A 26,831-nucleotide genomic window follows, 5' to 3' on the forward strand; every position below is an offset into this window, starting at 1 on the left:
GTCCGGCGACAGGGGGGACCTATGACACGCTACATGGTCTTCGAGCCACCGGCAGAAGAGGAATCCGGACCGTCCGAAGCGGCGATCTTCGTCAAGGACCGGTTCTCCTTCTTCGCCTTCCTCTTCACCTTTCTCTGGCTCTTTAGATACGGGCTGTGGTTCTCCGGGATCATTGTCCTCGTCCTCATCGTCGGGATCAATTTTCTCGGCGAGGTTCAAGGCTATGAGTTGAGCGCTGCGATCCTGTCCTTTCTCATCGGGCTGATCATCGGCCTGGAGGGCCCCAGCCTCCGGGCCGCGAAGCTGCGACGCAAGGGCTGGCAGGATGCGGCCGCCTTTGAGGCGGACGATCGCGAGGAGGCCGAGATCATCTACTATCACCGCCACACCGCCGACCTCGAAGAGGACGATCGGGAGGACGAGACCCAGCCGGATCTCAGGGCCGAACCCTGGCGCGGCCCGGGCAACAGTTTCGCCTCCTTTTCCGGCGGCAGGCAGTTTCAGGCGAGAATCTACTGATGGCAACCGTCGCGATCATCGATTACGGCTCCGGCAATCTCCGCTCGGCCTTCAAGGCGGTCGAACGGGCGGCGCAGGAAAGCGGCAGTTCGGCCCGGGTGGTCCTGACGGAGGACCCCGAGGTCGTGCGCTCAGCCGACCGGGTGATCCTGCCGGGCGTCGGCGCCTATGCCGACTGCCGCGCGGGCCTCGACGCAGTGCCGGGGATGGTGTCCGCCCTGCGCGAAACGGTGGAGGAGAAGGCCCGGCCGTTTCTCGGCATCTGCGTCGGCATGCAACTGATGTCCTCGCGGGGGCTGGAAAAGACCATCACCGAAGGCTTCGGCTGGATCCCCGGCGACGTCGTCAAGATCGTGCCGGAGGATCCGCTTCTCAAAGTTCCGCAGATCGGCTGGAACACGATCGATGTGCGCCACGACCACGCCCTTCTGGACGGCATTCCGACCGGTCCGGACGGGTTGCACGCCTATTTCGTCCATTCCTATCACCTGGCCGCCGAAGACCCCGACATGGTGGTGGCGGAGGCCGATTATGGCGGGCCGGTCACGGCGATGGTCGCCGACGGCAACAAGGCGGGCACGCAGTTTCACCCCGAAAAGAGCCAGACATTGGGCTTGAAGCTTCTGGCGAATTTTCTCGCCTGGACACCGTGAGCGAGCGAGCGTCATGAGCGAGTCCACCAAGACTTCCCCGACCGAGCCAGAGGGCAGGGATACGCCGGGCGTCCTCGCCCCGCCGCCCCTGATCTTCGCCGTGCCGCTGCTCCTCGGTCTTTTGTTCCATGCTTTCGTCGGCGGCCTGGATTTCGGCTGGCCGGCTGCTTTGCGCTGGCCGGTGGGGGTGGTCGCCATCCTTCTCGGCGGCGGTATCGTCGGCGCCGCGCTCTTCGGCTTTCGCCGGGCGAAGACCAATCCGGAGCCCTGGAAACCCTCCACGGCCCTGGTGGCGGAGGGCATCTACCGACTGTCTCGCAATCCCATGTATCTCGGCATGGCGCTCGTCTATGGCGGCATCGCCATCCTGTTCGACTGTGCGCTGACGCTGGCCCTCCTCGTCGCAGCGCTGATTGCCATCCATTACGGCGTGATCCTGCGCGAAGAGCGCTATCTCGAAGCAAAGTTCGGCGAGGATTACCGCGCGCTGAAGCGTCAGACGCGCCGCTGGCTCTGACGCCGGATCGTCGATGTCGACCGCAGACCTTCTGATCCTCGCCATCGGCGTCTTCCTCTGGGCCCTCGTCTCGCGAAAGGGAGAACGCGGCAGCGTCACCGGGCCGATGGTGTTCTCGCTCTTCGGCTTTCTCGTCGGGGGTGGCGCCTTCGATCTGATCGATCTGTCCATCGAGAACGCGGTGATCCATCGTCTGGCCGAGATCACCCTCGTCGTCGCGCTGTTCTGCGACGCGGCGCGGATCGACGTCTCCAAGCTCGATTCCCAGCACGATATCCCGGTGCGCCTCCTGGCGATCGGCCTGCCGCTCGCCATGATCCTTGGCACGCTCGCCGCCTTCGTGCTGCTTCCGCATCTGGGGTGGGGGCTTGCTGCGATAATCGGCATCATTCTGGCGCCCACCGATGCGGCTCTCGGGCAGGCCGTGGTCTCGAACGAGGACGTTCCCGAACGGATACGCCAGGCGCTCAATGTCGAAAGTGGGCTGAATGACGGCCTGGCCTTTCCGGTCCTCCTCACGGTGCTGTCCCTGATCTCGGGCAGCGAGGCGACGCTCGGTCTGGCCGACTGGAGCCTTTTCCTGGCCGGCCAACTGATTCTCGGCCCGCTCAGTGGCGTTACCGTCGGCCTGGTCGGGGCGATCGCCGTGGAGAAGGCCTCTTCCCGAAACTGGATGAGTGGGCGCTACGTCCAGATTTCGACGCTGACGCTCGCCCTTCTCGCCTATTCGGCCGCCGAGACCATCGGCGGAAATGGCTTCATCGCGGCTTTCGTGGCCGGTCTCGTCGTTGGCATGCGCTCCCACCGTCTCTTCGAGGCGGTCGAGGATTTCGGCGAAACCGAGGGACAGCTTCTGACGCTCACCGTCTTCCTCCTCTTCGGCGCGATCTTGCTCCCCGATGCGGTGAGAGAACTCGAATGGCGCCACGTCCTTTATGCAGGGCTTTCGCTCACCGTCCTCAGAATGCTGCCGGTCGCGATCAGTCTTCTCGGCACCGGTTTGCGGCCCGCGACGATCGGCTTCATCGGCTGGTTCGGACCGCGCGGTCTCGCCTCCATCCTCTATCTCCTCCTGATCACCGAATCCGGTGCCCTTGCCGGGGTCGCGGATGTCGCCCCCACCATCCTCGTCACCGTGGCGCTGTCCGTGCTCCTGCACGGCGCCACCGCCTCACCCTTTGCGCGGGTCTATGGCACCCGCATGGGACCGGGCACCGACGGGAGAGGCGAGCACCGGCCCGTCCACGCGTTCCCGATCGGTTTCGGCTTTCGCCGCAACGGATGAGGCCCGCTGCGGGGCCGCCCCTAATCGTGCCGGTCGGCGGCGATGAGGGTCCGCGAAAGGACCCTGGCGAAGGTCGAAAAGCCGTCCTTGTGCACGAGTTCGAAGCCATGCGTGTTCTGGGTTGGGATGCACATCACGGCGGTCTGAGGCTTCAAGCCTTGCGAGATCGCCGCACTGGCATCCGATGCGAAGTGTTCGATCAGCGCCAGCTGCAACTCGATGCCCTCGCGATCGGCGGCGTCCCGGATATCGTCGATCAGACCGGGGCTGTAGAGACCCTTCTCGTCGCCGAAGGAGATGATCGGGCGCTCGTCCAGCACCGTGTCGTATTCGACCGCCACGGGGCCGACCTCGAGCGCGATCATCTGATTGCCCGGCAGATTGCGCGCGGCGTATTTGGCCCCGGCGTTCGTCACTTCTTCCTTGGTCGCGCAGACATAATAGACGTCGCGGCTCATTTCGGAGCGTCTCTCGCGGATCTGGCGCATGGCCATCAGGCCGGAGACCATGAGCGCGCGGTCATCCATGAAGTGGGCACCGAGCAGGTCGCCGACCTCGATCAGCTCCCGCTCCACCATCGAGAGCACGACACGTGTGCCTGCATGAACACCGGCCTTCTTCAGTTCGTCCCGGGATTTGCCGGTGACGATGAAGCAATTGTCCCATTGCGTGCCGTCGCGCCGGATATCCGCCATGTCCTCGGAATGGTTGGTCCGATGCAGCGAGCCGAGCGACAGGACGCCCTGCAGGCATTCATTGTCGGCGAGGATATCGACTGCACACTGGCCGAAGGAGATCGGACGGACGCCGCCGAGATTGGTGACGAGCAGCGTCCCATCCTCCTGCACACGCCGAACGATCATCGCGATCTCGTCCATATGGGCAATGGCGATGACGGGTTCGGCCGTCGGCTCCGGGGCTTTCAGAACCGAAACCAGATTGCCGGCCGGATCGACCCAGACCTCGTCCATCACCGTCTCGAGCTCCGGCTTGAACCTTGCGGTCACATCCTTTTCGTCGCCCGAGGGTCCACGGGTCTGAACCAGATCGAGAAGAAGCCGATGGTCTTCGGCGGAAAGCGCGGTCATGATGGTGTCTGTCTCCTGTGTTCGTGTCACTGTGTTGGGGAAGGAACGCGAGCACACCGGTACCGTTTCGAAAATTGCCATGGCCCGAGAGATCGAACGCAAATTTCTGGTCATCCATGATGGATGGCGCGAGGCGGCAACATCCGCCAGGCGGCTCGAACAGTTCTATCTGTTCGTCGCGGACGACCGGACCTGTCGTGCGCGCATCGCGGACGGACAAGAGGCCAGGCTGACGCTCAAGACCGGCAGCGGGATGAACCGCGGCGAGTTCGAATACGACATCCCGCTCGCCGACGCCGAAGCGCTGCGCGACAGCGCCGTGGGGCATATCATCGAGAAGACCCGGCATGTCGTCCCGAACGGTCCGCACGAGATCGAAGTCGATGTCTATGAGGGTGACCTTCAAGGTCTCGTCGTTGCGGAAATCGAACTCGGTTCTGAAGACGAATCCTACGACCGCCCCGATTTTCTGGGCCGTGAAGTCACGGGCGACGCGCGCTATCTGAATGCGAACCTCGCCCTTCACGGTCGTCCCGACGACGACGGCAACGCATGAGACGCTGACCCGATGGCCTATGTGATCCGACCCGAGCGCCCCCTCGACGACGAATTCCGCAAAGTGGCGCTGAAGCAGATCGACAAGGCTCTGGAGTCGCTCCGCTCTCCCGGCGACGACCACCACGAGGCGGTTCACGACGCGCGCAAGCGCTTCAAGAAGCTCAGAGGCCTGATCCGGCTGATCCGGCCGGCCGACGAAGCCATCTACAAGGCGCTGAACGATCGCTTTCGCGATGCCGCACGCGGTCTGTCCGGCGTGCGCGACAAGGCGGCGCTGATCGAAGCGCTCGATGCTCTCGCCGAGCGCTTCGCCGACGAGATCGATCCCAAGGCGCTGGAGCCGGTGCGCAAGGCGCTTGTGGCCGAGCGCGACGCCGTCGCCGGTGAAGTGGAACAGATCGACAGCGCGATGAAGTCGGCGATCGAGATTCTGGAGACGTCCCGCCACAAGGTCCAGGCGTTCCATTTCGACGGGGGCCGCCACGACGCGGGCAAGGCCGGCCGGCTCGCCGCCAAAGGACTGGCGAAGACCTATGGCCGAGCGCGCGCAGCGCTCAAGGAAGCCAAGAAGACTCGCGAAGCCGACGATCTGCACGAGTTGCGCAAGCGCGCCAAATATCACTGGATGCATCTGCGCCTGATTTCGCCGGGTTGGCCCGAAGGGTTCTCTCCGGCGATCGACCTTGCCAAACAGGTGGCCGACGATCTCGGCAGCGACCACGACTACGCCGTCTTGCGCGCGGAGATCGAGCAGTCGCCCTCCGATTATGGCGAGCGGAATGACCTCGATATCCTCGTGGCTCTCATGGACCGCTATCAGGTGGAACTGCGCATGCGCGGCCTTGCCGCCGCCTCGAGACTTCTGGTGGACAAGGAAAAGGCGATCGAGCGCCGGGTCGCGACGCTCTATCGCCTGGCGAGCGAAGAACGCGAACGCGATGACGCTCAGCCCCCCGAAGCGCCGGCTGCCGGGCGCCTCAGCGCCTGACGGCGTCTTGCAACCGGCGGCCGGCCAAGCCGCCCTCTTCGCGTTCTCTATTCCGTCTGATGCCTGGCCGCAGCCATCAGCCGCATCTTTGCAATGATCTGCGTGTGGCGAGCCGGCTTCTGGAAAAACGCCACGCCATCGGGAAATTGGCGATCGAGAAACTCGGCATGGCCCGAGGTCAGGATGATCTCGATGGCCGGCCAGCGATCGCGGATCATGGCGGCGAGATCGATCCCGTTCATGCCACCAGGCAGATCGACGTCGCTGAAGACGATCCCGACATCGCCGCGGGACTCCAGGATGCGCAGCGCTTCGGCCCCGTCGCCCGCCTCGATTGCGGTGAAACCCGCCTCCTCGATCAGTTCGACGGCCATCATCCTCAGAAGAGGTTCGTCCTCTATGACGAGCACGACCGTCGGCGTCGGTTGCGCACTCATGGGTACCCCGTCACGAATGCTCGATCTGTGCGAGCGGCGAGCGGATCGTGGCCTTGAAGCCATCCGGCGCGTAGTCGACATCGACGTCGCCTGAGCCGGTCAATCCCATGGAAATCAGGCGCGAGCCGAAGCCACGCCCTTGCGGCGCCTCCACTTTCGGGCCACCGGATTCCTGCCAGCGAAAGACGAGAAGAGGCGCGGTCTCGCTCTCCTCCACGCCCCAGGTCACATCGACACGGCCCGTCGGCAGCTTGAGGGCGCCGTATTTGATCGCGTTCGTGCCGAGTTCGTGCAGCAGCAGCGCGAGCGACAGAGCCGCACGCGGAGCGAGGTTGAGCGTCGGCCCGTCGACCCGGAACCGTTCCGGCCGGTCGAGCATGCCGAGGGCCGATTGGACGACATCGTAGAGAGGTGCCGCCGCCCAGCTTCTCTGCAGAAGCAGTTCGTGGGCGGTGGAAAGCGCGTGGATCCGCTGGTTGAAAGCGGCCACGGCGTCCCGCTCGGTCACACCCCGCAGGGTCTGCGAGGCGACCGCCTGGACCATGGCCAGCGTATTCTTCAGCCGGTGGCTGAGCTCGGCGTTGAGGACCCGCCGCTGTTCCTCCGCGCGAGCCCGGCCGATCGCAACCTGCGTCCGATCCGCGATCTGCCGGAGGAAGGACAGATCGTCGGCCGTCCACTCATGCAGTGTGTCGTCATGAATGAAGAGCACGAGCACGAAGGTGCCATGCTCCAGAATCGGCAGGTTCACGAGGCAGCGAATGCCGAGATCGAGAAGCGCCTGGGCGTTGTCGCTCGTCCGCGGATCGGTGGTGACATCGGAGATGATCACCAACTCGCCGCGCTTCAGATCGTCGATATAGGAGCCGTAATTGCGGAAGTGGTGAAAACCGGCCACCGAGGCGATTCCGGGTGCGCACCAGTCCGGCTGCATTTCCACGGTCTCGCGCGCTGCGTCCACGATGCCGAAGCCGGCCCGCGTTCCGCCCAGAACCTCGTTCATGGTCTTGGCCGCACGCAAAGCGATCTGCCCCACCTCGTCGATGTCCCGGAGCGTGTCACCGAGTTCGGTCAGCGCGGATTGACGCTTCTCGTTTTTCACCCGCTCGGTGACGTCGGAGCCGATCACGAAGATGCTCGAAGCGTCTGCGCCGAGGCTGCTGATCGGCTGGAACACGAAGTCGACGAAATGATCGGCTGCCGGATAGCCGGGCACCGCCGCCGTGGCAAAATGCGCGCCTCGGGCGACATAGGCTTCGCCGCTGCGATAGGCGGTATCGAGACGGTCGATATAGCCCTGACCGATGGCTTCGGGAATCGCTTCACGAAGCGGCTGGCCGATCAGCTTTCGGCCGCCGACAAGTTTCATGAAGGCCGGATTGACGAAGTCGAACACGTGGTCCGGCCCGCGGAGCATGGCCATGAAGGACGGTGCGCGATCAAACATGCGAATCAGCTGTCGTCGCTCTTCGCTTGTTCGGCGGGCCGCGGCCGCGATCTCTCCGACGAGTGCGTCACGCTCGTCCAGCGTCCGGCGCAGATCGAGCAGCGCCATGACCTGCCGGGCAAGCCGCGCCAGGGCGCTCGCCTGACCGGCCGAGAGACCGTCGGGACGGGGCTCATGATCGAGGACGCAGAGCGTTCCGAGGACATGCCCCTCCTGGGTCACGAGGGGCGCTCCGGCGTAGAAGCGGACGCGCGGCTCGCCCGTGACCAGCGCATTGTCGCAAGTGCGCAGATCCATGCGAAGATCGGGAATCACGAGCATGTCCCGCGCTTCCACCACATGGGCGCAAATCGAATCTCGGATCGGCGTATCGGACATGGAAAGGCCGAGCCGCGCTTTGAACCACTGCCGCTCCTCCTCGACGAAGCTGATCAGGGCGATGGGCGCGCCGCAGATTTGCCCGGCAAGCCTTGCCAGATCGTCGAAGGCATCTTCCTGCTCGGTATCGACGACCCCGTAACGCCGAAGAGCGATCAGGCGCTGATCCACGGGCGATGCACGCGAAGCGCCCTGTATCGCCGCGGCCTCAGGCTGCAACCATGTCAGCGCCTTGAGGATTGACTGGTCGGGATTGATATCTCGAAACGGCAAGGAAGCCTGCTCTGGCGGCGGTGTGTGTCGTTCGGCTCGGCACCCTTCGAGGATCCGTCCGCAAGTCCGCGCCGCGACATGAATTCTCGACAAGTCCCCAACCGCTTGTCCATGTGGATGACAGTAGAACGGATAAAAACGGCGTGAGCAAGGCGTAAGCTTTTCTTCCGGAAACAGAATTTCGGTCAACTTTCACCGCGACTGATGGTTTTGCGATGCGTCCCTCTCACTCGGCGCTTAGCGGATCAGGAGGCCACGGGGAGGCGCGATCCGCGATTGCATGATTTTTCCGAATCATGCATAAACAGGCAAGTCTTCATGCAGTGGAGCGCGCGCACATGCTCAGCCGCGAACGACAAGCACGGATCGGAGAGCGGCTGGATCGCGAGGGGAAGGTCGTGGCGCAGGATCTGGCCGACGAATTCGCCGTTTCCGAAGACACGATCCGGCGCGACCTCCGCGAGATGGCGGCTCAGGGGCTGTGCGAGCGGGTCTATGGTGGCGCGCTCGCGCGGCCGCCGGCGCTTCGCCACGAATCGTTCGCCCAGCGGCGCGACCGCGAGCCTCGCCGAAAGTCGGACCTCGCCCGCAAGGCGGCTTCCTTTCTCGAGGACGGCATGACCGTCTTCATCGATGCCGGCTCGACCAATATCGCGCTGGCAGCGCAGCTGCCGCCCGAGCGGCGCCTGACGCTGCTCACCCATTGTCCTGCTGCAGCGATGGCGGTCACGCCCTGCACCGGCCACGCGGTACACCTGATCGGCGGGCGCTATTCGGCCGAGACCGGCGCCTGTCTCGGTTCACAAACCCTCAGCGAAATCGAGGCCCTGCGCCCCGACCTTCTGGTGCTTGGCGCCTGCGGCATCGATCCGCGAGCCGGGGTGACCGCCTTCGATCCCGAGGATGCGGCGGTCAAGCGGTGTCTCGGCACGCGTGCAAGATCCGTCATGGTTCTGGCCACGGCGGACAAGCTTGGAACCGCAGCCCCCTTCGCAGTCTTGGAAGCGGGTGCAGTGAACCGTCTTGTCACCGATACCGCAGCGGGCGATGCCGGGCTCGAAGCGTTTCGCGAACTCGGGATCGAGATTATCGCTGCCGGTTCCGGCGACGCCTGACGAAGGCGCCCCCAATCATCCCCGATCGTTCCTTCGAACCTGCCGCAACGAGACACCCCTGATGGTCGACAGCCCTGCCTTCCAACACTTCGGCGCCTTTCCGCCGGCCCGGCGCGCTGTGGCGACGGCGTTCTTCGTCAACGGCTTTGCCATCGGGAGCTGGGCGCCGGAAGTGCCGGTCCTGGCCGACCGTCTCGGTATCTCCGAAAAGACGATCGGCTTCCTGATCGTCATGTTCGGCCTCGGCGGTATTCTGGCGATGCCGATCATCGCCCGGGCGATCAACCGTGTCGGCTCGCGGCCGCCGGTGCTCGTCACCCATTTCCTCGCCGCCTTTGCCTTTCCGGCGCTGATCCTGGCGCCGGAGCTCTGGGTTGCGGCTGCCGCGATCTTCGTGATGGGCGCCATGCTCGGTGGGATGGACGCTGCGATGAACGCCAATGCCATCTCGCTCGAACGACAGATGGACCGGGCGATCATGTCGTCGAGCCACGGCTTCTGGTCGATCGGCGGTTTCTTCGGCGCGGGGCTTGGTGGACCGATCATCGCCGCCTTCGGTCCTGCGGCTCACGCATTGTTCGTGACCGGCATCATCGCGATCGCCTTCCTCTACGCCTATCGCACGACTTTGGACGACCGCGAGGTCAGGCCGGCGAGCGAAGGGGCGTCCGCCAGTGGCGAAGAGCGCCTCGCATTTGGCCAACTCCTTCGCGAACACCGGTCCGGCCTTTTGCGGGCCGCGGCGATCGGCCTGTTTGCGCTCGTCGCCATGCTGCCCGAAGGCGGGACGATCGACTGGAGCGCGGTCTATCTGCGCTCGGAACTCGGTGCCGATATCGCCACTTCCGGCTTTGCCTTCGCCGCCTTCTCGGCGATGATGGCCACCTTCCGCTTTCTCGGGGACGGCATTCGTGACCAGTTGGGCGCGGTGACCACCGTGCGTCTCTTCGCACTCGTCGCGGCCAGCGGACTGGCGCTTGCCGGCCTTGCCCCGAACCTTCCCCTCGCGCTCGCTGGCTTCGCGCTGACCGGCATCGGCCTTGCCAACATCGTGCCGATCGCCTTTTCCGCCGCCGGGAACGTGCGCGGGCTCCCGACGGGCGTCGGCATTTCGATCGCCACCGGCATCGGCTATTCGGGCGGGCTGATGGCGCCGTCGGTCATCGGCTTCCTCGCCGAGCATATCGGCCTTGCGACCGTCTATCTCGGCATGTCGGCGCTTCTGGCGATCATCCTCGCCCTGTCCGGCATGATGGCCGGCGCCGACCGCGAACTGCAGCCCGCCAACTGACCGGCGGGCGTCAGAAAGTCGGCAGAGGGCCCGAGAGGATGTCGAGCATGGGGCCGAGATGCCGCTCATAAGCGCGCCAGGCCTCGGAGCTTCCCCGATACATCTTCTGGCGAACCTGACGGGCGCTCGCCGTCCTGACGATGCGATCGGTCTCGTGAAAAGCGAGGCAGGCGGGCTCGAATTCGAGCCCGCAATGGGCGAGCAGCGCCCGCGTCTGCGCCTCCTGATCCTCCGTCAGGGCTTCGTAGTTCACCTCGTAGATCGCATCGGGCATGGCCTTCTGCCAGAACGCCATCAGGGCGTCCTTCAGGCGGTGAAACCGCGCGACGTCCTCGAGGTCGAAAGCAAAGCCCAGATTGTCGGCCACGAAATTATGCTTCCAGTTCGAGAAACAGACCGCCGCCGCATCGCGACTCGTATGAACGAGAATCGCTTCGGGAATGGCTGCACGGATGAAGCCCGCCCAGAGGAAGTTCATGGGCATCTTGTCCGTGAACACCGGTTCCGGGGAGCCCAGCCGGTCGATCTCGGCGCCATAGATTTCGCGAATCCCCTCCAGAGCCGGGATCACGCCGCTCCGACCCTCGCTGACGATCCTTTGGAGCGCCGCTCGCGCCGCCCCGTCCATCGTCGGCATTTCGCCGGCTCCGAACACCGCGGAATGGCTGGCAAGGATCTGCTCGGTGAGGGTCGTGCCGGAGCGCGGCATTCCGACGATGAAGACCGGCCGCTTCGAGAGAGGCTGTCGCGGGCGAAACCAGTTCGCCGCGTCGGCGAGATGGGTCTCGAAGACGGATCGCACCAGCGCGAACAGCGCTTCGTGGGAGCGGATATCGTAGCCGAGTGCCTCTCGCTGCAGGCGGTTGGCCTCGGTCAGGATCGCGAACGCCTTGTCGACCTCGCCGAGATCGTCATAGGCCTTGCCGAGGGCGAAGCCGAGCAGAATCCGGTCACTGGCCTGGAGGCTCTGAGCCTCCCACCAATCCTCCATCCGCGTGACATTGTCGTCTCCCGGCTCGAACTTTGCGACACGACCGAGATTGAGCCGGGCGGCCACGAAATCGGGATTGATTTCGAGCGCCCTGTTCAGACTTGCGACGGCCCCGTCGATCTGGCCGAGCTTTTCCAGAACGAGCGCACGAAAACTCCAGGCGACCGCATGATTGGGGTTCATTGCCAGGGCCTCGTCATAGGCCCCAAGGGCTTCGGCGTCGCAGCCAAGCCCCCTCAGCGCATTGCCGCGCCAGGTCAGCAATTCCTCGTCCATGCCGCGCAGGGAAGCGGCCGCCTCGAGCGCGGCCAGCGATCCGGCGTGATCACCGCTCTTGCCCAGGACTTCGCCCAGGCCGCGGTGAACCTCGGCATAGTCCGGCTTCAATTCGAGCGCCGTGCGGTAGGCTGCGGCGGCCTCCGCATGCTCTTCGAGCGCCTGATGCGCGGCGCCGATGAGATTGTGGATCAGCGCGACCGAAGGCGCGCTTCTGAGCAGCGCCCTGCCAGTCTCGATCACCTCCCGGAAGCGCCGGGCATGGTAATGCGCGGCCAGCTTGACGATCTCCGCCTGCAGGAAGACGGAGTTCGCACCCCCAGCGTTCGCCTCGCGTGCGATGTGATCGACTTGCGAGAGAACACGCCGATTATCCGGAAAGCGTTCGAGAACGGCGTTGCAGAGGACCAGCGCCTGCTCGGCCTCGCCCCTCTTGATGAAACTCTTCACTTTCCGGATCGCCTGATCCGGCGTCGAGAGGGCCGCACCCATGAAAGTCTCCGCTCTGCCCGTCCTCGCCCGGCCGGATAGGCCGGGACGCTCGTTCCCCTTCTCAAAACAGACAGGACTTGTCCGAAACCGGCAGGGCCTGACGAAACTGTCTCTCAGACGCCTTTCGCGTCCTGAAGGATCATTTCGGCCCCCTTTTCGGCGATCATGATGGTCGGAGAGTTGGTGTTGCCAGAGGTGATCGCCGGCATCGCCGAAGCATCGATCACCCGGAGACCGGCAATGCCGCGCACTTTGAGGCGCTCGTCGAGGACCGCCATCCTGTCGTCTTGCGCCCCCATCTTGGCGGTACCGACGGGATGGAAGATCGTGGTGCCGAGGTCGCCGGCCGCCACCAGCATGTCGTCGTCGGACTCCACATGGGCCCCGGGCTTGTACTCCTCCGGCTGGAAGCGTGCGAGCGGCTTCTGGAAGACGATGCGGCGCGCCCATTTCAGCGCGTCGACCGCAACGCGCCTGTCGGCCTCGGTCGCCAGATAGTTCGGCCGGATATCCGGGGCATCTTCGGCCAGCCGACCGGTCATATGCACCGAGCCGCGGCTCGTCGGCCGAAGATTGCAGACGCTCGCCGTGAAGGCGGAAAAGCGGTGCAGGCCCTTGCCCCAATCATCCAGCGACAGCGGTTGGAAGTGGAATTCCAGATTGGCGGTCTCGTATTCGTCCGAAGATTTGACGAAGGCACCGACCTGGCTCGGCGCCATGGTCAGCGGCCCGCGCCGGAAGAGAGCGTAGTTCACCCCCATCATCGCCCGCTTGAACAGGTTCCAGTATTCGGTGTTCAGCGTCTTGATGCCGTGAACCTTGTAGATCGGGCGGATCTGCAGATGATCCTGCAGGTTCTCGCCGACGCCCGGCAGATGATGGGCCACCTCGATACCATGGGCGGAAAGCCTGTCGCCGTCGCCGATCCCGGAGCGCTCCAGGATCAGGGGCGAGCCGATCGCGCCGGCCGAAAGCACCGCCTCGCCGCGCACCGTCGCCCGCCGGGCCTGCCCCTCCTGATGATAGAGCACGGCCCGCACCCGTCTTTCCGCCAGTTCGACCCGATCCACCGTGACGCCGGTTTCCACCTTGAGGTTCGGCCGGTTCATCACCGGTTTCAGGAAGCCGCGGGCCGCGCTCCAGCGCCGGCCCTTCTTCTGGTTCACCTGGAAATAGGACGAGCCGGTATTGTCGCCGGTGTTGAAGTCCGGGATCTTCGGCACGCCGGCCGCTTCCGCCGCGTCACGGATATGGTCGAGGATCGGCCAGCGGATGCGCGGATGCTCGACCCGCCACTCGCCGCCCGCGCCGTGGAATTCGTTCGGCCCCTCCACATGATCCTCGACCCGCTTGAACACCGGCAGGACGTCGTCCCAGCCCCAGCCGGGAAGGCCGAGCTGGCGCCAGTGATCGTAATCGGCGGCTTGGCCGCGCATGTAGATCATGGCGTTGATCGCAGAGGAGCCGCCGAGCGTCTTGCCGCGCGGATAGTTCAGAGCCCGCCCGTTGAGCCCGGCTTCGGCCGCGGTCTTGAACATCCAGTCCGAGCGCGGATTGCCGATGGCGAAGAGATAGCCGACGGGAATGTGAAACCAGATCCAGTTGTCCTCGCCGCCGCCTTCGAGCAGCAGGACCCGTTTCTTCGGATCGGCCGACAGGCGGTTGGCCAGAACGCAGCCGGCCGAGCCGGCCCCCACGATCACATAGTCGAAGATTTCGGTGTCATTTCCCTCGGCCAAGGCGTCCTCCCCATTCTCCCCTGCCCTGATAGCGCCCGATCAGCCCCGGGGCCAAGCGTCTTCGACGAGCCCGCAACACTTTGGCACAAGCGCTTTACGGAGCCGAAAGCCCCTCCCGCTACTCTGACAGCCGTTTTTCGACGCGCGAAGGGCCCCGGACATGCACAAATATCTGTTGGTTCTGACGATGGCCTCGATCATGGCGCTGGCCACCCCGTCGCTGCTGGAACGCTATCAGGACAGGATGCTGGCAGGGGAAGCCGAAAGACTCGATCCCGCCCCGCAGATCGTGGAAGCCGCTGCACCGGCCCCGCGGCCAAGCCTTTCAAGGGAAGTGCGCATTCCGGGCGATGCCGGCGGCCATTTCCGCACCGATGCGCGGATGAACGGCCGCTCGGTCCCGGTTCTGGTCGACACCGGTGCGAGCGTCGTCGCTCTCAACGAGACCACGGCCCGCCGGATCGGCGTCTCCCTGCTTCCCGGCGATTTCATTCACCCGGTCCAGACCGCGAACGGCACCACCCAAGCCGCGCCGGCCCGCATCTCCGAGATCGAAATCGGCCCGATCCGTGTGCGAAACGTCGATGCCATCGTCATTCGCGACGAGGCGCTCGGCACAACGCTGCTCGGCAACAGCTTCCTCAATCAGGTGGGCAGTTTCTCGGTCGAGAACGGCGAGATGACCCTTCGGGACTGACCGCGATCAGTCGAACCGATCGAGAATGGCGCCCGGCGCAAGGCTGGTCGCATCCCGGTCCGCCAATTCATAGGCTGCGTGAACCCGCGCCGCGGCGCGCTCGAACGCCGCCTCGCTTCTGGCATGGACCATCGCAAGAGGCTCGCCTCTCACCATGGCCTGGCCCAGTCGCGCGAGCGCGGTCAGCCCCACGGCATGGTCGACCTCGTCCTCGGGCCGGGTCCGGCCGCCGCCGAGTTCAACGACCGCCAAGCCAAGCGCCCGCGCGTCGACGCCCGCCAGCGTTCCCGCCTCTTGCGACAGAACCGGCCGAACGATCGGAGCGCGCGGCAGATGGTCCGCAAAACGCTCGACGAAATCCGCCGGCCCGCCCAGCGCCGCGACCATGCGGCCGAAGGTTTCCGCCGCCGCACCCCCGTCCAGCGTCCGCTCCGCCGCCGCCCGGCCGGCTTCGCGATCCTCGGCCAGCCCGGCCAGCACCAGCATTTCCGCGGCAAGTGCCAGCGTCACCTCTTCGAGCCGCTTGTCCCGATGATCGCCGGTGAGAAACCGTACGGCGTTCTCGACCTCCACCGCGTTGCCGGCAGCCGAGGCCAACGCCTCGTCCATGCGGGTGAGAAGCGCCGTCGTCTTCATCCCGGCGCCGTTCGCCACGGCGACCAGACTGGTGGCCAATTCGCGGGCATCCTCCTCCGCCGCCATGAAGGCGCCGGAGCCGGTCTTCACGTCGAGGACGAGGGCCTGAAGCCCGGCCGCAAGCTTCTTCGACAGGATCGAGGCGACGATCAGCGGCACGGATTCCACCGTCGCCGTCACGTCGCGAATGCCGTAGAAGCGCCCGTCCGCCGGCGCCAGACGCCCGGTCTGGCCGATGATCGCACAGCCGACGTCGCGCACCGTCCGGTGAAACGTCGCATTGTCGGGTTTGACCGTGTAGCCGGGGATCGATTCCAGCTTGTCCAGCGTGCCGCCGGTATGGCCAAGCCCGCGGCCGGAAATCATCGGCACGGCCGCGCCACAGGCCGCCACGATCGGCGCCAGCATGAGCGAGACATTGTCGCCGATACCGCCCGTCGAATGCTTGTCGACCACCGGCCGGTCGAGATCCGACCAGTCCAGCGTGTCGCCGGAATCGCGCATCGCTTCAGTGAGCGCCACGGTCTCATCCTGCGACATGCCGCGAAAGATCACCGCCATGGCGAAAGCCGCGATCTGGGCATCGGTGACGCGGCCGTTCTCGAAGCCAGCGATGAAATCCTGAAGCGCGTCAGGCGGGAGCGGCTTGCCGTCGCGTTTGAGGGCAATGAGTTCCTGCGGGAGCATCAGGTGCCGCCCGACAGCGTCGATTCAGCCTCTGGCCGGCGGCGGTTCACCCCCCTCTGGGCTGCCGCCCATCTCCCCCGCAAGGGGGGAGATTGATCTCGCTCGGCTCTCGTGAACAAGCTGAAAAGCGGAGAAACTGCCCCCACGCCGCTCGGTAGGAAGGTCCTACCGAAGCCGCCAATCTCCCCCCTTGCGGGGGAGATGCCCGGCAGGGCAGAGGGGGGTGACCCAGGCACCACCATCTCAATATCCGCTTTTGCCACCCGCGCGGTCCCGGCCCTTGGCCACCGCCAACAGGTCATCGAGCACGCCGGACGCTCCCAAGCGGAAGCGCTCGGGCGTAGGATAGTCCTTGCCGCAGATCGTCTCGGCGAGCTGCATGTAGCCGTCGGCATCCTCGAAGGTCTTGATGCCGCCGGCCGGCTTGAAGCCGACCGTGGCGCCTTCCTTGGCGATCTCTTCGAGAAGCATGCGGGCGGAGGCGGGTGTCGCGTTCACCTCGACCTTGCCGGTCGAGGTCTTGAGGAAATCGGCCCCGCCCGCCAGCGCGGTTCGCGCCGCGATCCGGGTCGCAGCCTCGTCATAGAGCCGGCCGGTCTCGAGAATGGTCTTCAGCCGCGCCATGCCGCAGCTCGCCTTGACGGTGCGCACCTGTGCCTCCACGAAGCCGGGATCTCCGGCGAGCCGCTCATAGGCGATCACCATGTCGATCTCGTCGGCGCCGGCCGCCAGTGCGTCATGGACTTCGCCGAGCGTCGCGTCGATATCGTCGCCGCCATGGGGAAAGTTCACCACCGTCGCGACCTTCACATGGGGCGACAGTTCGCGACGTGCGAAGGCGACGAAACGCGGCCAGATGCAGATCGCGGCCACCTGCCCCACCGGCGTCTCGGCCCGCTGACACAGGGTCGCGATATCGGCCTCGCCGCAGTCCTCGTTCAGATTGGTGAGGTCGAGGCGCTTGATCAGTTCGACCGCGCGCATCGCTTGCGGCCCGTGAACGTCAGCCATCGAATACGCCTTTCTCGAGCATCGCCCGAATGATCCGTCCAAGCCGGGCGCCACCCTTGGGCGCCATCTCCTTGGTCTCGGTATGGGAAAGCTCGCCGCCGGTCATGCCGGCTCCCAGATTGGTGATGACGGAGGCCGCGACCACCTTCAGCCCGAAAAACCGAGCGAGGATCGTTTCCGGCACGGTCGACATACCGACCGCATCCGCGCCGAGAATGCGGGCCATGCGGATTTCCGCCGGCGTCTCGAAGGAGGGACCGGAAAACCACATATAGACCCCTTGCGCGAGCGGTTCGCCCAGCCCTTCGGCGGTTCCGACCATTGCCGACCGCAGACCTGCGTCATAGGCCGCCGTCATGCCGACGAAGCGCTGGTCGGTGTCCTCGCCGATCAGCGGGTTGAGGCCGGAAAAGGCGATGTGATCCGTCATCATCATCACCGAGCCGGGGGCAAGATCCGCCCGCACGGCGCCGGCGGAATTGGTGAGAAGGAGATGGCCAATCCCGAGCGCGTGGATCGCTTCAATCACCGGACGCATGGCCGCCGGATCGCCAGTCTCGTAGTAATGAACTCGGCCGGAGATCACCATCACCTCGCGCCCGCCGAGCCTCCCGGCGATCACCTCGCCGGCATGGCCGGTCACCCGGCTCGCGGGGAAGTTCGGCACTTCCGCGAACGGGATGCGCACGGCATCCTCCATGTCGGCGACGAGGCCACCGAGGCCGGAGCCGAGAACCATCGCGACCTTCGGCTTGCGCCCGCCGAGCCGGTCCCTCAGGAAATCCGCGGCGGCGCTCATTCCTCGACTCCGGCAAGGGAATCGGTGGCGAAGGAGTGGGGCAGGAGCTCGCCCATGGTCACGGTCTCGACCACGCCGGTCCTGGCATCGCAGAGATGTACCCGCGTCTGAGGCGTCGCGAATTCGGCGATCCGCTGCCGGCAGCCGCCGCAAGGCGAACAGGCGCGAAGCTTTTCGGCCACCACCGCGATTTCGGCGATCCGGCCGCCGCCATCCATCACCATGTGGCCGATCGCCGTCGTCTCGGCGCACCAGCCCTCGGGAAAACTCACCACCTCGACATTGCAGCCCGAAAAGATGCGCCCGTCCGTCGTGCGGATCGCCGCCCCGACGGGAAACTTCGAATAGGGCGCGTGCGCCTTGCGCATCGCCGATTTCGCCTTGGCAAACAGATCCTCGGCCATGGGTCAGCTCTTGGCACTGGGCATCGAACGGGTCCTAACGCTCCTTCACATAGGGCACGCCGCCCGCCTTGGGCGGGGTGGCCTTGCCGACGAAGCCGGCGAGAAGCACCACCGTCAGAACATAGGGCAGAGCCTGGACGAACTGCACCGAAATCTCGCCGACGACCGGCAGTTCGACACCCTGAATGCGGATCGAGACCGCGTCGAGAAAGCCGAAGAGCAGACAGGCGAACATCACCGGCACCGGCTTCCAGTTGGCGAAGATGAGGGCGGCAAGGGCGATGTAGCCCTTGCCAGCGGTCATGTCGCGGGTGAAGCCGGCGGCCTGGGCGACCGCCAGATAGGTGCCGGCGAATCCGGTCAGAATTCCGCAGATGATGACGGCGCGATAGCGCAGCCAGGGCACGGAAATGCCTGCCGTATCGACGGCCGCCGGGTTTTCGCCGACGGCTCTGAGCCGCAGGCCGAAACGGGTGCGGAACAGCACCCACCATGTCAATGGCACCATCAGGAAGGCGACATAGACGAGGATGGTCTGGCCGGAGATCACATTGGCATAGATCGGCCCGATGACGGGGATCGATTCCGCCGCGTCCGCGCCGGGCAGGTGGATCGGCGTGAAACGCCCCCCGCCGAACAGGCTCGGCGTGCGCCCGCCCTGCGAAAACCAGCTCTGGCCGAGGATGATCGTCAGGCCCGCCGCAATGAAGTTGATCGCAACGCCCGAGACGATCTGATTGCCGCGATAGGTGATCGAGGCGAGGCCGTGAACGAGGGAAAACGCCGTCGCGGCGAGAATGCCGACGAACAGGCCAAGAAAGGCCGAGCCCCAGACCGCCGCGGCCGAAGCGGAGGCGAAGGCCGCGATCAGCATCTTGCCTTCCAGCGAGATGTCGAAAATGCCCGAGCGCTCGGAATAAAGCCCGGCGAGCGCGGCAAAGAGCAGCGGTGTGGACAGGCGGATCGTCGATTCGACCAGGTTGAGGGTGAAGGCGAGATCCATCAGCGCGCCTCCTCGACATTCTCACCCGCCGGCTGCTCGGTGCGGAAGCGCACCCATTGATAGGCTGCGCCGACGCCCGGCCGGAACATGTTTTCCAGCGCCCCGGCGAAGAGAATCACGAGGCCCTGGATGATGACGATCATGTCGCGGGAGATCGATGGCATGTCGAAGGCGAGTTCCGCCCCGCCCTGATAGAGCATGCCGAAGAGGATCGCGGCCGGGATGATGCCGGCGGGATGGCCCCGCCCCATCAGCGCGACGGCGATCCCGACGAAGCCGGCGCCTTGCGGAAAGTCGATCACCAGCCGGTACTGGTCGCCCATCACCGGGTTCAGCGCCATCATGCCGGCGAGACCGCCCGAGATCAGCATGGTGACGACGATCAGCCGCGTCTCCGACATGCCGGCATAGCGCGCCGCGCGGGGCGAAAAGCCGAGCGTGCGGATTTCATAGCCGAGCTTGGTCCGCCAGATCAGCACCCAGACGAGGAAGGCTGCGACCAGCGCGACGAAGATCGAGACGTTGAGCGGCGCACCACCGAGATTGGCACCGAAGAGTTCGAACAGGCCTCTGAGCTTCGGCAATTGCGCGCCGGCATCGAAGGTGCGGGTCTCGGGCGCCATGGTGCCGGCCGGCTTCAACACGTTCACCAGGAGATAGACCATCAGCGCAGCGGCGATGAAGTTGAACATGATCGTGGTGATCACGATGTGGCTGCCGCGTTTGGCCTGGAGATAGCCGGGGATCAGCGCCCAGAGTGCGCCGCAGGCGAAGGACAGGACGATGGCCAGCGGCATGTTCAGCCACCAGGGCAGAACGACGCCCAGAGACAGCGCCACCGTGGCGACACCCAGTCCGCCGACATAGGCCTGCCCCTCCCCGCCGATATTGAACAGCCCGCCATGAAAGGCGACGGCCACGGCGAGGCCGGTGAAGATGAAGTTCGTCGCGTAATAGAGGGTGAAGCCGACCCCTTCCGCGTAGCCGAAGGCCCCGCGCAGCATGAGCGCCGCCGCTTCCACCGGACTTTCGCCGACGGCCAGCACCACGAGACCCGCCACCGCGAAGGCAACGACGAGATTGATCAGCGGAATGAGACCGAAATCAATCCAGGGCGGAAGCTTCGCATAGGGCCGGCTCATCGAAAGCGTCAGTCTCCGAAAGGTGGCAGGACGAGATGGCCGCGCTCGTCGAGCCGCCAGAAGGGATTGTGCGCGACCTCCCAAAGGTGATCGTCGAGGTCGCGGAAATTACCGGAATAGCCGCCCCAAAAGACCTTCGACGGCGGCTTGACTGCCCGCGCTCCGGCCTCGACCGCCCTGGCGTAGAACGCGTCGACCTCTTCCGGGGAGGTAACATTGATCGCGAGCGCCATGGAGCCCGACCCCGTCGGCAAATCGCCCTCGCCGCCATCCTCGATCATGTCGTCCCGGTTCCAGAGCGAAAGCACGATCCCCTCGCCGAGCATGAAAGCGGTCCGCTCGACGCTGTCGGACGACTTCACCCACCCCAGCGCCTCGTAGAAGGCGACGGCGCGAGCGACGTCGCCGACGCCCAGGGTGACGAGGGAGACGCGGGCAGGAGTCATTCCGCCGCCTCCGGCGTTTCCTCGACGCCCGCCATCAGCAGGCCAAGGTCGCCTTCGGTCGCGTCCGGCCCGCGTTCGCCGACGATACGGCCGGCGAACATGACGAGGATGCGGTCCGACAGGGCGCGGATTTCGTCGAGTTCGACGGAGACGAGCAGGATTGCCTTGCCGGCGTCGCGCATCTCGACGATGCGCTTGTGGATGAACTCGATGGCGCCGACATCGACACCGCGTGTCGGCTGGCCGATCAGGAGCACGTCCGGATCGCGCTCCATCTCGCGGGCGAGCACGATCTTCTGCTGGTTGCCACCGGAAAAGTTCGAGGTCTTCAGCCGGCAATCCGGCGGGCGGATGTCGTAGGCCTCGATCTTCTCGCGGGCATCGCGGCGCATGGCGTTCTGATCCAGAAGGACGCCCTTCCGGAAGCGCTTGTCGTCCTGATAGCCGAGAACCGAATTCTCGTTTTCCTCGAAGGGCAGAACGAGGCCCATGTGATGCCGGTCCTCGGGCACATGGGCGCAGCCGATCCGCCGGATTTCCGCCGGGTCGGTCTCGCGCGTCGGATCGATCTCACGGCCGCAAATGGAGATCTGGCCGGCCTCGGCGCGCCGGATGCCCGACAACGCTTCCAGGAGTTCGCTCTGGCCGTTGCCCGCGACGCCCGCAATGCCGACGATCTCGCCGGCCCGCACCGAGAAGGAGACGTCGTCGACCATGGTGACGCCGCGACCGTCCTTGACGGTCAGCCCCTTCACGTCGAGAAGGACGTTGCTTGGCCGCGCCTCGCCCTTGTCCACCGTCAGGAGCACGCGCCGGCCGACCATGAGCTCGGCGAGTTCGGCGACGGACGTCTCGCTGGTCTTGCGCGTCGCGACCATCTCGCCCTGGCGCATTACCGAGACATTGTCGGTGATCGCCATGATCTCGCGCAGCTTGTGGGTGATCAGGATGATCGTCTTGCCCTCGGCGCGAAGCTGCTGCAGCACCTCGAACAGATGATCGGCCTCGGACGGCGTCAGAACGCCGGTCGGCTCGTCAAGGATCAGGATGTCGGCGCCGCGATAGAGGGCCTTAAGGATTTCCACCCGCTGCTGGCGGCCGACGGCCAGATCCTCGATCACCGCGTCCGGGTCGACGTCGAGGCCGTGGTCCTCTTCCAGCCTCTTGAGTTCGGCGCGCACCTTTCCGATGCCCGCGCGCAGCAATGGCGACTGTTCCGCCCCCAGCATGACGTTCTCGACCACGGTGAAGTTGTGGACGAGCATGAAATGCTGATGCACCATGCCGATGCCGGCCGCGATCGCAGCGTTCGGATCGGTGATCTCGACCTTCTTGCCGCCGACCCGGATCTCGCCGCTGTCGGCCTGATAGAAGCCGTAGATGATCGACATCAGGGTGGATTTTCCGGCGCCGTTTTCGCCGATGATGCCGTGGATGGTGCCGCGCTCGACGGTGAGGTCGATCGCCTTGTTGGCGCGTACGGCGCCGAAGCGCTTGTCTATACCGATCAGTTCGATCGCAGGTTCGGCCATGAAGGTGTCAGGACTTTTCTCTTGGTTTCCGCCACAGTAATCAGCGACATGGACGAAGGCCAGTGACAATCGCGATCGAGGCGGCGAGGATGAGAACTCCGTGACGTCAGACGAGACCCCATCGACGGCGCGGCCGGCGCCGGCCACGCGCTCGGCCTTTCGCCTGTTCCGCCAACTGACGACGCGCTGGTCGGACAACGACGTCTACGGCCACATGAACAATGTGGTCCATTATTCGCTGTTCGACACGGCCGTGAACGGCTGGCTGATCGAAGAAGGCCTGCTCGATCCGGCAAGGAGCGAGACGATCGGTCTCGTGGTCGAGACCGGATGCCGCTATCATGGGGAACTCATGTTTCCCGAGCCGGTCACGGCCGGGATCGCAGTCGGGCGCCTTGGCCGGTCGTCGGTGCGCTATGAGATCGCGTTGTTCGGGGGCGACAAGGAGACGGCGGCGGCCGAGGGCTTCTTCATCCATGTCTATGTGGACCGGAACACAAGGCGGCCGGTGCCGATCAGCGATGCGATGCGGGCCAAATTCCAGGAGTTAGCGCGATGAGCAAAACCAGTGACGGCGAGGCGAGCCGGATCGAAGATCTCGAGGTGATGGTCTCCCACCAGAACCGGACGATCGAGGAGCTGTCGGAAGAACTCGCCCGGGCCTTCCGGATGATCGACCGGCTCCAGCATTTGACCCAGGCGGTCAGCGAGCGGCTCGGCGCGGTGGAGGATGTGACGCTTCCCAAACCCGAAGCGACCAAGCCGCCGCATTATTGAAGAACAGGCCTCACGGCAGGCGGCCGATCCGCTCGGTCAGCAGCGCGTAGAACCGGTCGGAATCGCCTGAGCGCACCCAGAAGGCATTCTTCGGCCGGTCGGTGACACCCCAATAGTCGGCGACCGTCATGCCACGGCAGAGCACGCTCTCGGTCTCGATCTCCACATTGATCTCGCGCCCCTGAAAGATTTCCGGCTGCAGCATGAAGGCGGTCACGCAAGGATCGTGCAGCGGCGCGCCCTCCCAGTCGTATTTCTCGACGTCGAAGCGTTCGGAGAAGGAGAGCATCGCCGCCACCGCTTTTCCGCTGTTGTTGCCGAGCGAGCGGAACGCCTCGATCCGCTCCTTCGTCGAGCGCATCTTGTGGGTGACGTCGAGCGGCAGCACGGTGAGCTTCACGCCGCTCCCGAAGACGATCGCGGCGGCGTCCGGATCGACATAGATGTTGAATTCCGCCGTCGGCGTGATGTTGCCGCCCTCGAAATAGCCCCCGCCCATCAGGACGAGGCCGGCGAGCCGTTCGGCAATGTCCGGCGCCTTGGCGAGCGCCAGGGCGACATTGGTGAGCGGCCCGAGAGCGAGGAGGGTCACCGACCCCGCGGGGCGGGAACGCACCGTCTCGATGAGGAAGTCGACGCCGTGGCCCTTGGCCGGCAGCGTCTGCGGCTCCGGCAGATCCGGACCATCGAGCCCCGTCTCGCCATGAACATGCTCGGCGGTGACGAGCGAGCGACGCAGCGGCCGGTCGGAGCCCCGATAGACCGGCACGTCGGTCCGCCCGGCGAGTTCGACGAGCCTGAGCGCGTTCCTGGTCGTGAGCGAAAGCGGAATATTGCCCGCGACCGTGACGATGCCGAGGACGTCGAGTTCCGGCGAAGCGAGCGCGGTCAGGATCGCGACCGCATCATCCTGACCGGGATCGGTGTCGAAAATGACGGCGCGCTTGTCCATGATTCACTTCCCACTGACGCCGCCCACCTGCGCGGCTTTCGACGGGGGTCTATCGCGGTTTCGACTGACGGGGAAGATGAGCGGAGTGACGCGAACGCGGTGGCGCCATCGGTGAAGCTGCGATCTCCCCCTTGCGGGGGAGATGGGTGGCAACCCAGAGGGGGGTGCAGCGCCAACTTCGACAAGTTCTTCGCCGGGGTACCCCCCTCTGCCTGCCGGCATCTCCCCCGCAAGGGGGGGGGGGGAGAAAAGCCATTAGCGGATGTATGCGCTCTAATTCCCGAGCGTCACCCAGGCGCCATCCGCCTTGGAGGACTTCACGCAGGCTTCGATGAAGGCGAGGCCGTCGATACCGTCCTCGATCGTCGGGAGAGCGACATCGGCAGGCGGCGCCTCGCCAGCGTCCGCCGCCCGGATCAGCGCGGCGGCTTCGATGTAAATGGTGGCGAAGCCTTCGAGATAACCTTCCGGATGGCCGGCCGGGATACGGCTCACGGCAACGGCCGCGTCATTGGCTCCGGCTCCGCCGCGCGTCAGCAGGCGCTTCGGCTCACCGAGCGGGGTGTACCAGAGCTTGTTCGGCTCCTCCTGGGCCCATTCGAGCCCGCCCTTGTCACCATAGACGCGCAAGGTCAGGCCGTTCTCGTTGCCGACGGCCACCTGGCTCGCCCAGAGCGAGCCCTTCGCCCCGCCTGCAAAGCGCAGGAGCATGGACGCGTTGTCGTCGAGCTGGCGGCCGGGCACGAAGCTCGACAGGTCGGCGGCGAGCTTCTCGACCTTCAGCCCCGTGACGTAGCAGGCGAGATTGTGGGCGTGGGTGCCGATATCGCCGATCGCACCACCCGCGCCGGCTTTCGCCGGATCGACCCGCCAGCCGGCCTGTTTGGAGCCCGTGTCCTCGGCGCGGTCGGCCAGCCAGTCCTGGACATATTCCGCGACCACCAGCCGGATCGTGCCGAGATCGCCATTGGCGACCATCGACCGGGCCTGCCGGATCATCGGGTAGCCGGTGTAATTGTGGGTGAGCACGAACACCTTGCCCGCCGCCCTGGCGATCTCGCCGAGTTGCCGAGCCTCGCCCAGCGTCGTCGTCATCGGCTTGTCGCAGATGACGTGAAAGCCCGCTTCGAGGAAGGTCTTCGCGACGGGAAAATGCATGTGGTTCGGCGTGACGATCGCCACCGCCTCGATACCGTCCGGCCGGCCTTTTTCCTTCTCCGCCATCTCCTCATAGGAGCCGTAGCTGCGCTCCGGATCGAGGCCAATCTCGGCGGCCGAGGCCCTCGCCTTTTCCGGCGTCGAGGAGAGCGCGCCAGCGACCAGTGTGAACTTGTCGTCGATGCGGCTTGCGATCCGGTGCACCCCGCCGATAAAGGCGCCCTGCCCGCCGCCCACCATGCCGAGGCGGATGCGGCCCGAATGTCTGTCGTCGCGTCCTTCGATGGTCATGTTCCGCCTCCCCTCAGCGCTCGATGCCGAGCATGCGCTTGTTCGCCGCCTCGTCCGTGCCACCGGAGGCGAAATCGTCGAACGCCTTTTCGGTCACGGTGATGATGTGGCTGGCGATGAAGGGCGCGCCTTCGGCCGCGCCCTGCTCGGCGTCCTTGATGGCGCATTCCCATTCGAGGACGGCCCAGGAATCATAGTCGTATTCGGCGAGCTTGGCGAAGATCGCGGCGAAATCCACCTGTCCATCACCCAGTGACCGGAACCGCCCGGCGCGCTTCAGCCAGGGCTGGTAGCCCGAATAGACGCCCTGCCGGCCGGTCGGATTGAATTCGGCGTCCTTGACGTGAAAGGCGCAGATCCTCTCGTGATAGATGTCGATGAACTCGACGTAATCGAGCATCTGCAGGGCGAAGTGGGAGGGATCGTAATTGATCTTGCAGCGCGGATGGTTGCCGCAGGCTTCGAGAAACATCTCGTAGGTCGCGCCGTCGAAGACGTCTTCGCCCGGATGGATCTCGTAACCCACATCGCAGCCCGCCTCGTCGAAGGCGTCGAGGATCGGCACCCAGCGCTTCGCCAGTTCCTCGAAGGCCGTGTCGATCAGGCCGGCCGGGCGCTGCGGCCAAGGGTAGAGATAGGGCCAGGCGAGCGCGCCGGGAAAGGTGACATGGCTCTTGAAGCCGAAATGGGCCGATGCCTTCGCCGCCATCTTCACCTGATCGACCGCCCATTCCTGCCGGGCCTTCGGATTGCCGCGCACTTCCGGCGCCGCGAAACCATCGAAGGCCTCGTCGAAGGCGGGATGGATGGCGACGAGCTGGCCCTGGAGATGGGTCGACAGATCGGTGATCTCGACGCCGGCCTCGCGGCAGATGCCGGTGACCTCGTCGCAATAGGTCCTGGATTCGGCAGCCTTCTTCAGGTCAAAAAGACGCGCGTCCCAAGTGGGGATCTGGATGCCCTTGTAGCCATGGCCCGCGGCCCATTCGGCGATCGTCTTCAGATCGTTGAACGGCGCCTCATCGCCGGCGAACTGCGCGAGGAAGATCCCCGGCCCCTTCATCGTCTTCATCCTGTCCTCCCAGGTCTGTCGGTCCCGCTTTGATGTCGCGGCTCGTTGGGAGCGGAACTTGGCACGGAGCGCGGGTTATTTGAAGAGCGCAGCCCAGGCGACCAATTGCAATTGCCTGTGGGCTGTATTGGGGATGCGATCTCGTCGCCTTTTAAACGACTCTCCCGCCGCGCCGTC

At 65.3% G+C, this 26,831-nt stretch carries 27 protein-coding genes; 11 read left to right on the forward strand and 16 right to left on the reverse strand.

Annotated elements, in window-relative coordinates:
* The first annotated feature begins 21 nt into the window (after positions 1–21).
* Genes MF134_RS22865 through MF134_RS22880 form a run of 4 tightly spaced genes read left to right on the forward strand, consistent with a single transcriptional unit; the run spans position 22 to position 2,974 of the window.
* Positions 22–519, forward strand: coding sequence for a DUF2628 domain-containing protein (locus MF134_RS22865; protein ID WP_255341704.1), 498 nt, complete (start codon positions 22–24; stop codon positions 517–519).
* Positions 519–1,172, forward strand: coding sequence for an imidazole glycerol phosphate synthase subunit HisH (gene hisH, locus MF134_RS22870; RefSeq protein ID WP_255341705.1), 654 nt, complete (start codon positions 519–521; stop codon positions 1,170–1,172). The genes MF134_RS22865 and hisH overlap by 1 nt, the downstream gene beginning before the upstream one ends.
* 13 nt (positions 1,173–1,185) lie before the next feature.
* Positions 1,186–1,689 carry a methyltransferase family protein gene (locus tag MF134_RS22875; protein WP_255341706.1) on the forward strand — a complete coding sequence of 168 codons (504 nt, stop codon included), beginning with the start codon at positions 1,186–1,188 and terminating at the stop codon, positions 1,687–1,689.
* Positions 1,690–1,702: 13 nt separating this feature from the next.
* Positions 1,703–2,974 carry a cation:proton antiporter gene (locus MF134_RS22880; protein ID WP_255341707.1) on the forward strand — a complete coding sequence of 424 codons (1,272 nt, stop codon included), beginning with the start codon at positions 1,703–1,705 and terminating at the stop codon, positions 2,972–2,974.
* 20 nt (positions 2,975–2,994) lie between these two features.
* On the opposite strand, the gene MF134_RS22885 is transcribed toward MF134_RS22880, so the two are convergent.
* Positions 2,995–4,062, reverse strand: coding sequence for a hypothetical protein (locus tag MF134_RS22885; protein WP_255341708.1), 1,068 nt, complete (start codon positions 4,060–4,062; stop codon positions 2,995–2,997).
* Between the two features lie 79 nt (positions 4,063–4,141).
* On the opposite strand from MF134_RS22885, the gene MF134_RS22890 reads away from it, so the two are divergent.
* Together MF134_RS22890 and MF134_RS22895 are read left to right on the forward strand one after the other, a co-directional pair.
* Positions 4,142–4,618, forward strand: coding sequence for a CYTH domain-containing protein (locus MF134_RS22890; protein WP_255341709.1), 477 nt, complete (start codon positions 4,142–4,144; stop codon positions 4,616–4,618).
* Between the two features lie 12 nt (positions 4,619–4,630).
* Complete coding sequence (locus MF134_RS22895; RefSeq protein ID WP_255341710.1) at positions 4,631–5,608, forward strand: CHAD domain-containing protein; 978 nt, start codon at positions 4,631–4,633, stop codon at positions 5,606–5,608.
* Between the two features lie 47 nt (positions 5,609–5,655).
* Here MF134_RS22895 and MF134_RS22900 read toward each other — a convergent pair whose 3' ends face one another.
* Positions 5,656–6,045, reverse strand: a complete 390-nt coding sequence (locus tag MF134_RS22900; RefSeq protein WP_255341711.1) for a response regulator — start codon at positions 6,043–6,045, stop codon at positions 5,656–5,658.
* Positions 6,046–6,055: 10 nt separating this feature from the next.
* Positions 6,056–8,143, reverse strand: coding sequence for a GAF domain-containing protein (locus MF134_RS22905; protein ID WP_255341712.1), 2,088 nt, complete (start codon positions 8,141–8,143; stop codon positions 6,056–6,058).
* A gap of 338 nt (positions 8,144–8,481) precedes the next feature.
* Between MF134_RS22905 and MF134_RS22910 the strand changes: the two genes are divergently transcribed.
* Together MF134_RS22910 and MF134_RS22915 are read left to right on the forward strand one after the other, a co-directional pair.
* Positions 8,482–9,258, forward strand: coding sequence for a DeoR/GlpR family DNA-binding transcription regulator (locus tag MF134_RS22910; RefSeq protein WP_255341713.1), 777 nt, complete (start codon positions 8,482–8,484; stop codon positions 9,256–9,258).
* A gap of 61 nt (positions 9,259–9,319) precedes the next feature.
* On the forward strand, positions 9,320–10,549 hold the full coding sequence (locus MF134_RS22915; protein ID WP_255341714.1) for an MFS transporter: 1,230 nt from the start codon (positions 9,320–9,322) through the stop codon (positions 10,547–10,549).
* A gap of 10 nt (positions 10,550–10,559) precedes the next feature.
* Here MF134_RS22915 and MF134_RS22920 read toward each other — a convergent pair whose 3' ends face one another.
* Positions 10,560–12,308 carry a tetratricopeptide repeat-containing sulfotransferase family protein gene (locus MF134_RS22920; protein WP_255341715.1) on the reverse strand — a complete coding sequence of 583 codons (1,749 nt, stop codon included), beginning with the start codon at positions 12,306–12,308 and terminating at the stop codon, positions 10,560–10,562.
* A 113-nt stretch (positions 12,309–12,421) separates the two neighbouring features.
* Positions 12,422–14,047 (reverse strand): GMC family oxidoreductase, encoded by a 1,626-nt coding sequence (locus tag MF134_RS22925; RefSeq protein WP_255341716.1) that lies wholly within the window; start codon positions 14,045–14,047, stop codon positions 12,422–12,424.
* Between the two features lie 160 nt (positions 14,048–14,207).
* Between MF134_RS22925 and MF134_RS22930 the strand changes: the two genes are divergently transcribed.
* The gene (locus tag MF134_RS22930) at positions 14,208–14,744 is read left to right on the forward strand and encodes a retropepsin-like aspartic protease family protein (RefSeq protein ID WP_255341717.1); all 537 of its coding nucleotides are present in this window, start codon (positions 14,208–14,210) and stop codon (positions 14,742–14,744) included.
* A gap of 6 nt (positions 14,745–14,750) precedes the next feature.
* On the opposite strand, the gene deoA is transcribed toward MF134_RS22930, so the two are convergent.
* From deoA to MF134_RS22970, 8 genes are all read right to left on the reverse strand, one after another.
* A complete protein-coding gene (gene deoA, locus MF134_RS22935; protein WP_255341718.1) occupies positions 14,751–16,067 on the reverse strand; it encodes a thymidine phosphorylase in 1,317 nt (438 codons plus the stop codon).
* Positions 16,068–16,310: 243 nt separating this feature from the next.
* Complete coding sequence (gene deoC, locus MF134_RS22940; RefSeq protein WP_255341719.1) at positions 16,311–17,078, reverse strand: deoxyribose-phosphate aldolase; 768 nt, start codon at positions 17,076–17,078, stop codon at positions 16,311–16,313.
* Positions 17,071–17,877, reverse strand: a complete 807-nt coding sequence (locus tag MF134_RS22945; RefSeq protein ID WP_255341720.1) for a purine-nucleoside phosphorylase — start codon at positions 17,875–17,877, stop codon at positions 17,071–17,073. Before MF134_RS22945 ends, deoC begins: the two co-directional genes overlap by 8 nt.
* Positions 17,874–18,281 carry a cytidine deaminase gene (locus tag MF134_RS22950; protein WP_255341721.1) on the reverse strand — a complete coding sequence of 136 codons (408 nt, stop codon included), beginning with the start codon at positions 18,279–18,281 and terminating at the stop codon, positions 17,874–17,876. Before MF134_RS22950 ends, MF134_RS22945 begins: the two co-directional genes overlap by 4 nt.
* A 34-nt stretch (positions 18,282–18,315) precedes the next feature.
* A complete protein-coding gene (locus MF134_RS22955; RefSeq protein ID WP_255341722.1) occupies positions 18,316–19,284 on the reverse strand; it encodes an ABC transporter permease in 969 nt (322 codons plus the stop codon).
* A complete protein-coding gene (locus MF134_RS22960) occupies positions 19,284–20,426 on the reverse strand; it encodes an ABC transporter permease (RefSeq protein WP_255341723.1) in 1,143 nt (380 codons plus the stop codon). The genes MF134_RS22955 and MF134_RS22960 overlap by 1 nt, the downstream gene beginning before the upstream one ends.
* Before the next feature lie 8 nt (positions 20,427–20,434).
* Positions 20,435–20,872 carry a VOC family protein gene (locus MF134_RS22965; RefSeq protein WP_255341724.1) on the reverse strand — a complete coding sequence of 146 codons (438 nt, stop codon included), beginning with the start codon at positions 20,870–20,872 and terminating at the stop codon, positions 20,435–20,437.
* Entirely contained in the window at positions 20,869–22,404 is a 1,536-nt protein-coding gene (locus MF134_RS22970; RefSeq protein ID WP_255341725.1) for an ABC transporter ATP-binding protein, read from the reverse strand. The genes MF134_RS22965 and MF134_RS22970 overlap by 4 nt, the downstream gene beginning before the upstream one ends.
* Before the next feature lie 100 nt (positions 22,405–22,504).
* Between MF134_RS22970 and MF134_RS22975 the strand changes: the two genes are divergently transcribed.
* Both MF134_RS22975 and MF134_RS22980 read left to right on the forward strand, forming a co-directional pair.
* Positions 22,505–22,963, forward strand: coding sequence for an acyl-CoA thioesterase (locus tag MF134_RS22975; protein WP_255341726.1), 459 nt, complete (start codon positions 22,505–22,507; stop codon positions 22,961–22,963).
* Complete coding sequence (locus MF134_RS22980) at positions 22,960–23,181, forward strand: SlyX family protein (protein WP_255341727.1); 222 nt, start codon at positions 22,960–22,962, stop codon at positions 23,179–23,181. The genes MF134_RS22975 and MF134_RS22980 overlap by 4 nt, the downstream gene beginning before the upstream one ends.
* 10 nt (positions 23,182–23,191) lie before the next feature.
* On the opposite strand, the gene MF134_RS22985 is transcribed toward MF134_RS22980, so the two are convergent.
* From MF134_RS22985 to MF134_RS22995, 3 genes are all read right to left on the reverse strand, one after another.
* Positions 23,192–24,133, reverse strand: a complete 942-nt coding sequence (locus MF134_RS22985) for a nucleoside hydrolase (RefSeq protein ID WP_255341728.1) — start codon at positions 24,131–24,133, stop codon at positions 23,192–23,194.
* A 273-nt stretch (positions 24,134–24,406) separates the two neighbouring features.
* The gene (locus MF134_RS22990) at positions 24,407–25,582 is read right to left on the reverse strand and encodes a Gfo/Idh/MocA family protein (protein ID WP_255341729.1); all 1,176 of its coding nucleotides are present in this window, start codon (positions 25,580–25,582) and stop codon (positions 24,407–24,409) included.
* Positions 25,583–25,595: 13 nt separating this feature from the next.
* Positions 25,596–26,654: a sugar phosphate isomerase/epimerase family protein gene (locus MF134_RS22995; RefSeq protein WP_255341730.1), complete on the reverse strand. Its 1,059-nt coding sequence runs from the start codon at positions 26,652–26,654 to the stop codon at positions 25,596–25,598.
* Positions 26,655–26,831: the final 177 nt, after the last annotated feature.

The sequence above is a fragment of the Jiella marina genome (genome assembly GCF_024359545.1).
Classification (GTDB): Bacteria; Pseudomonadota; Alphaproteobacteria; order Rhizobiales; family Rhizobiaceae; genus Jiella.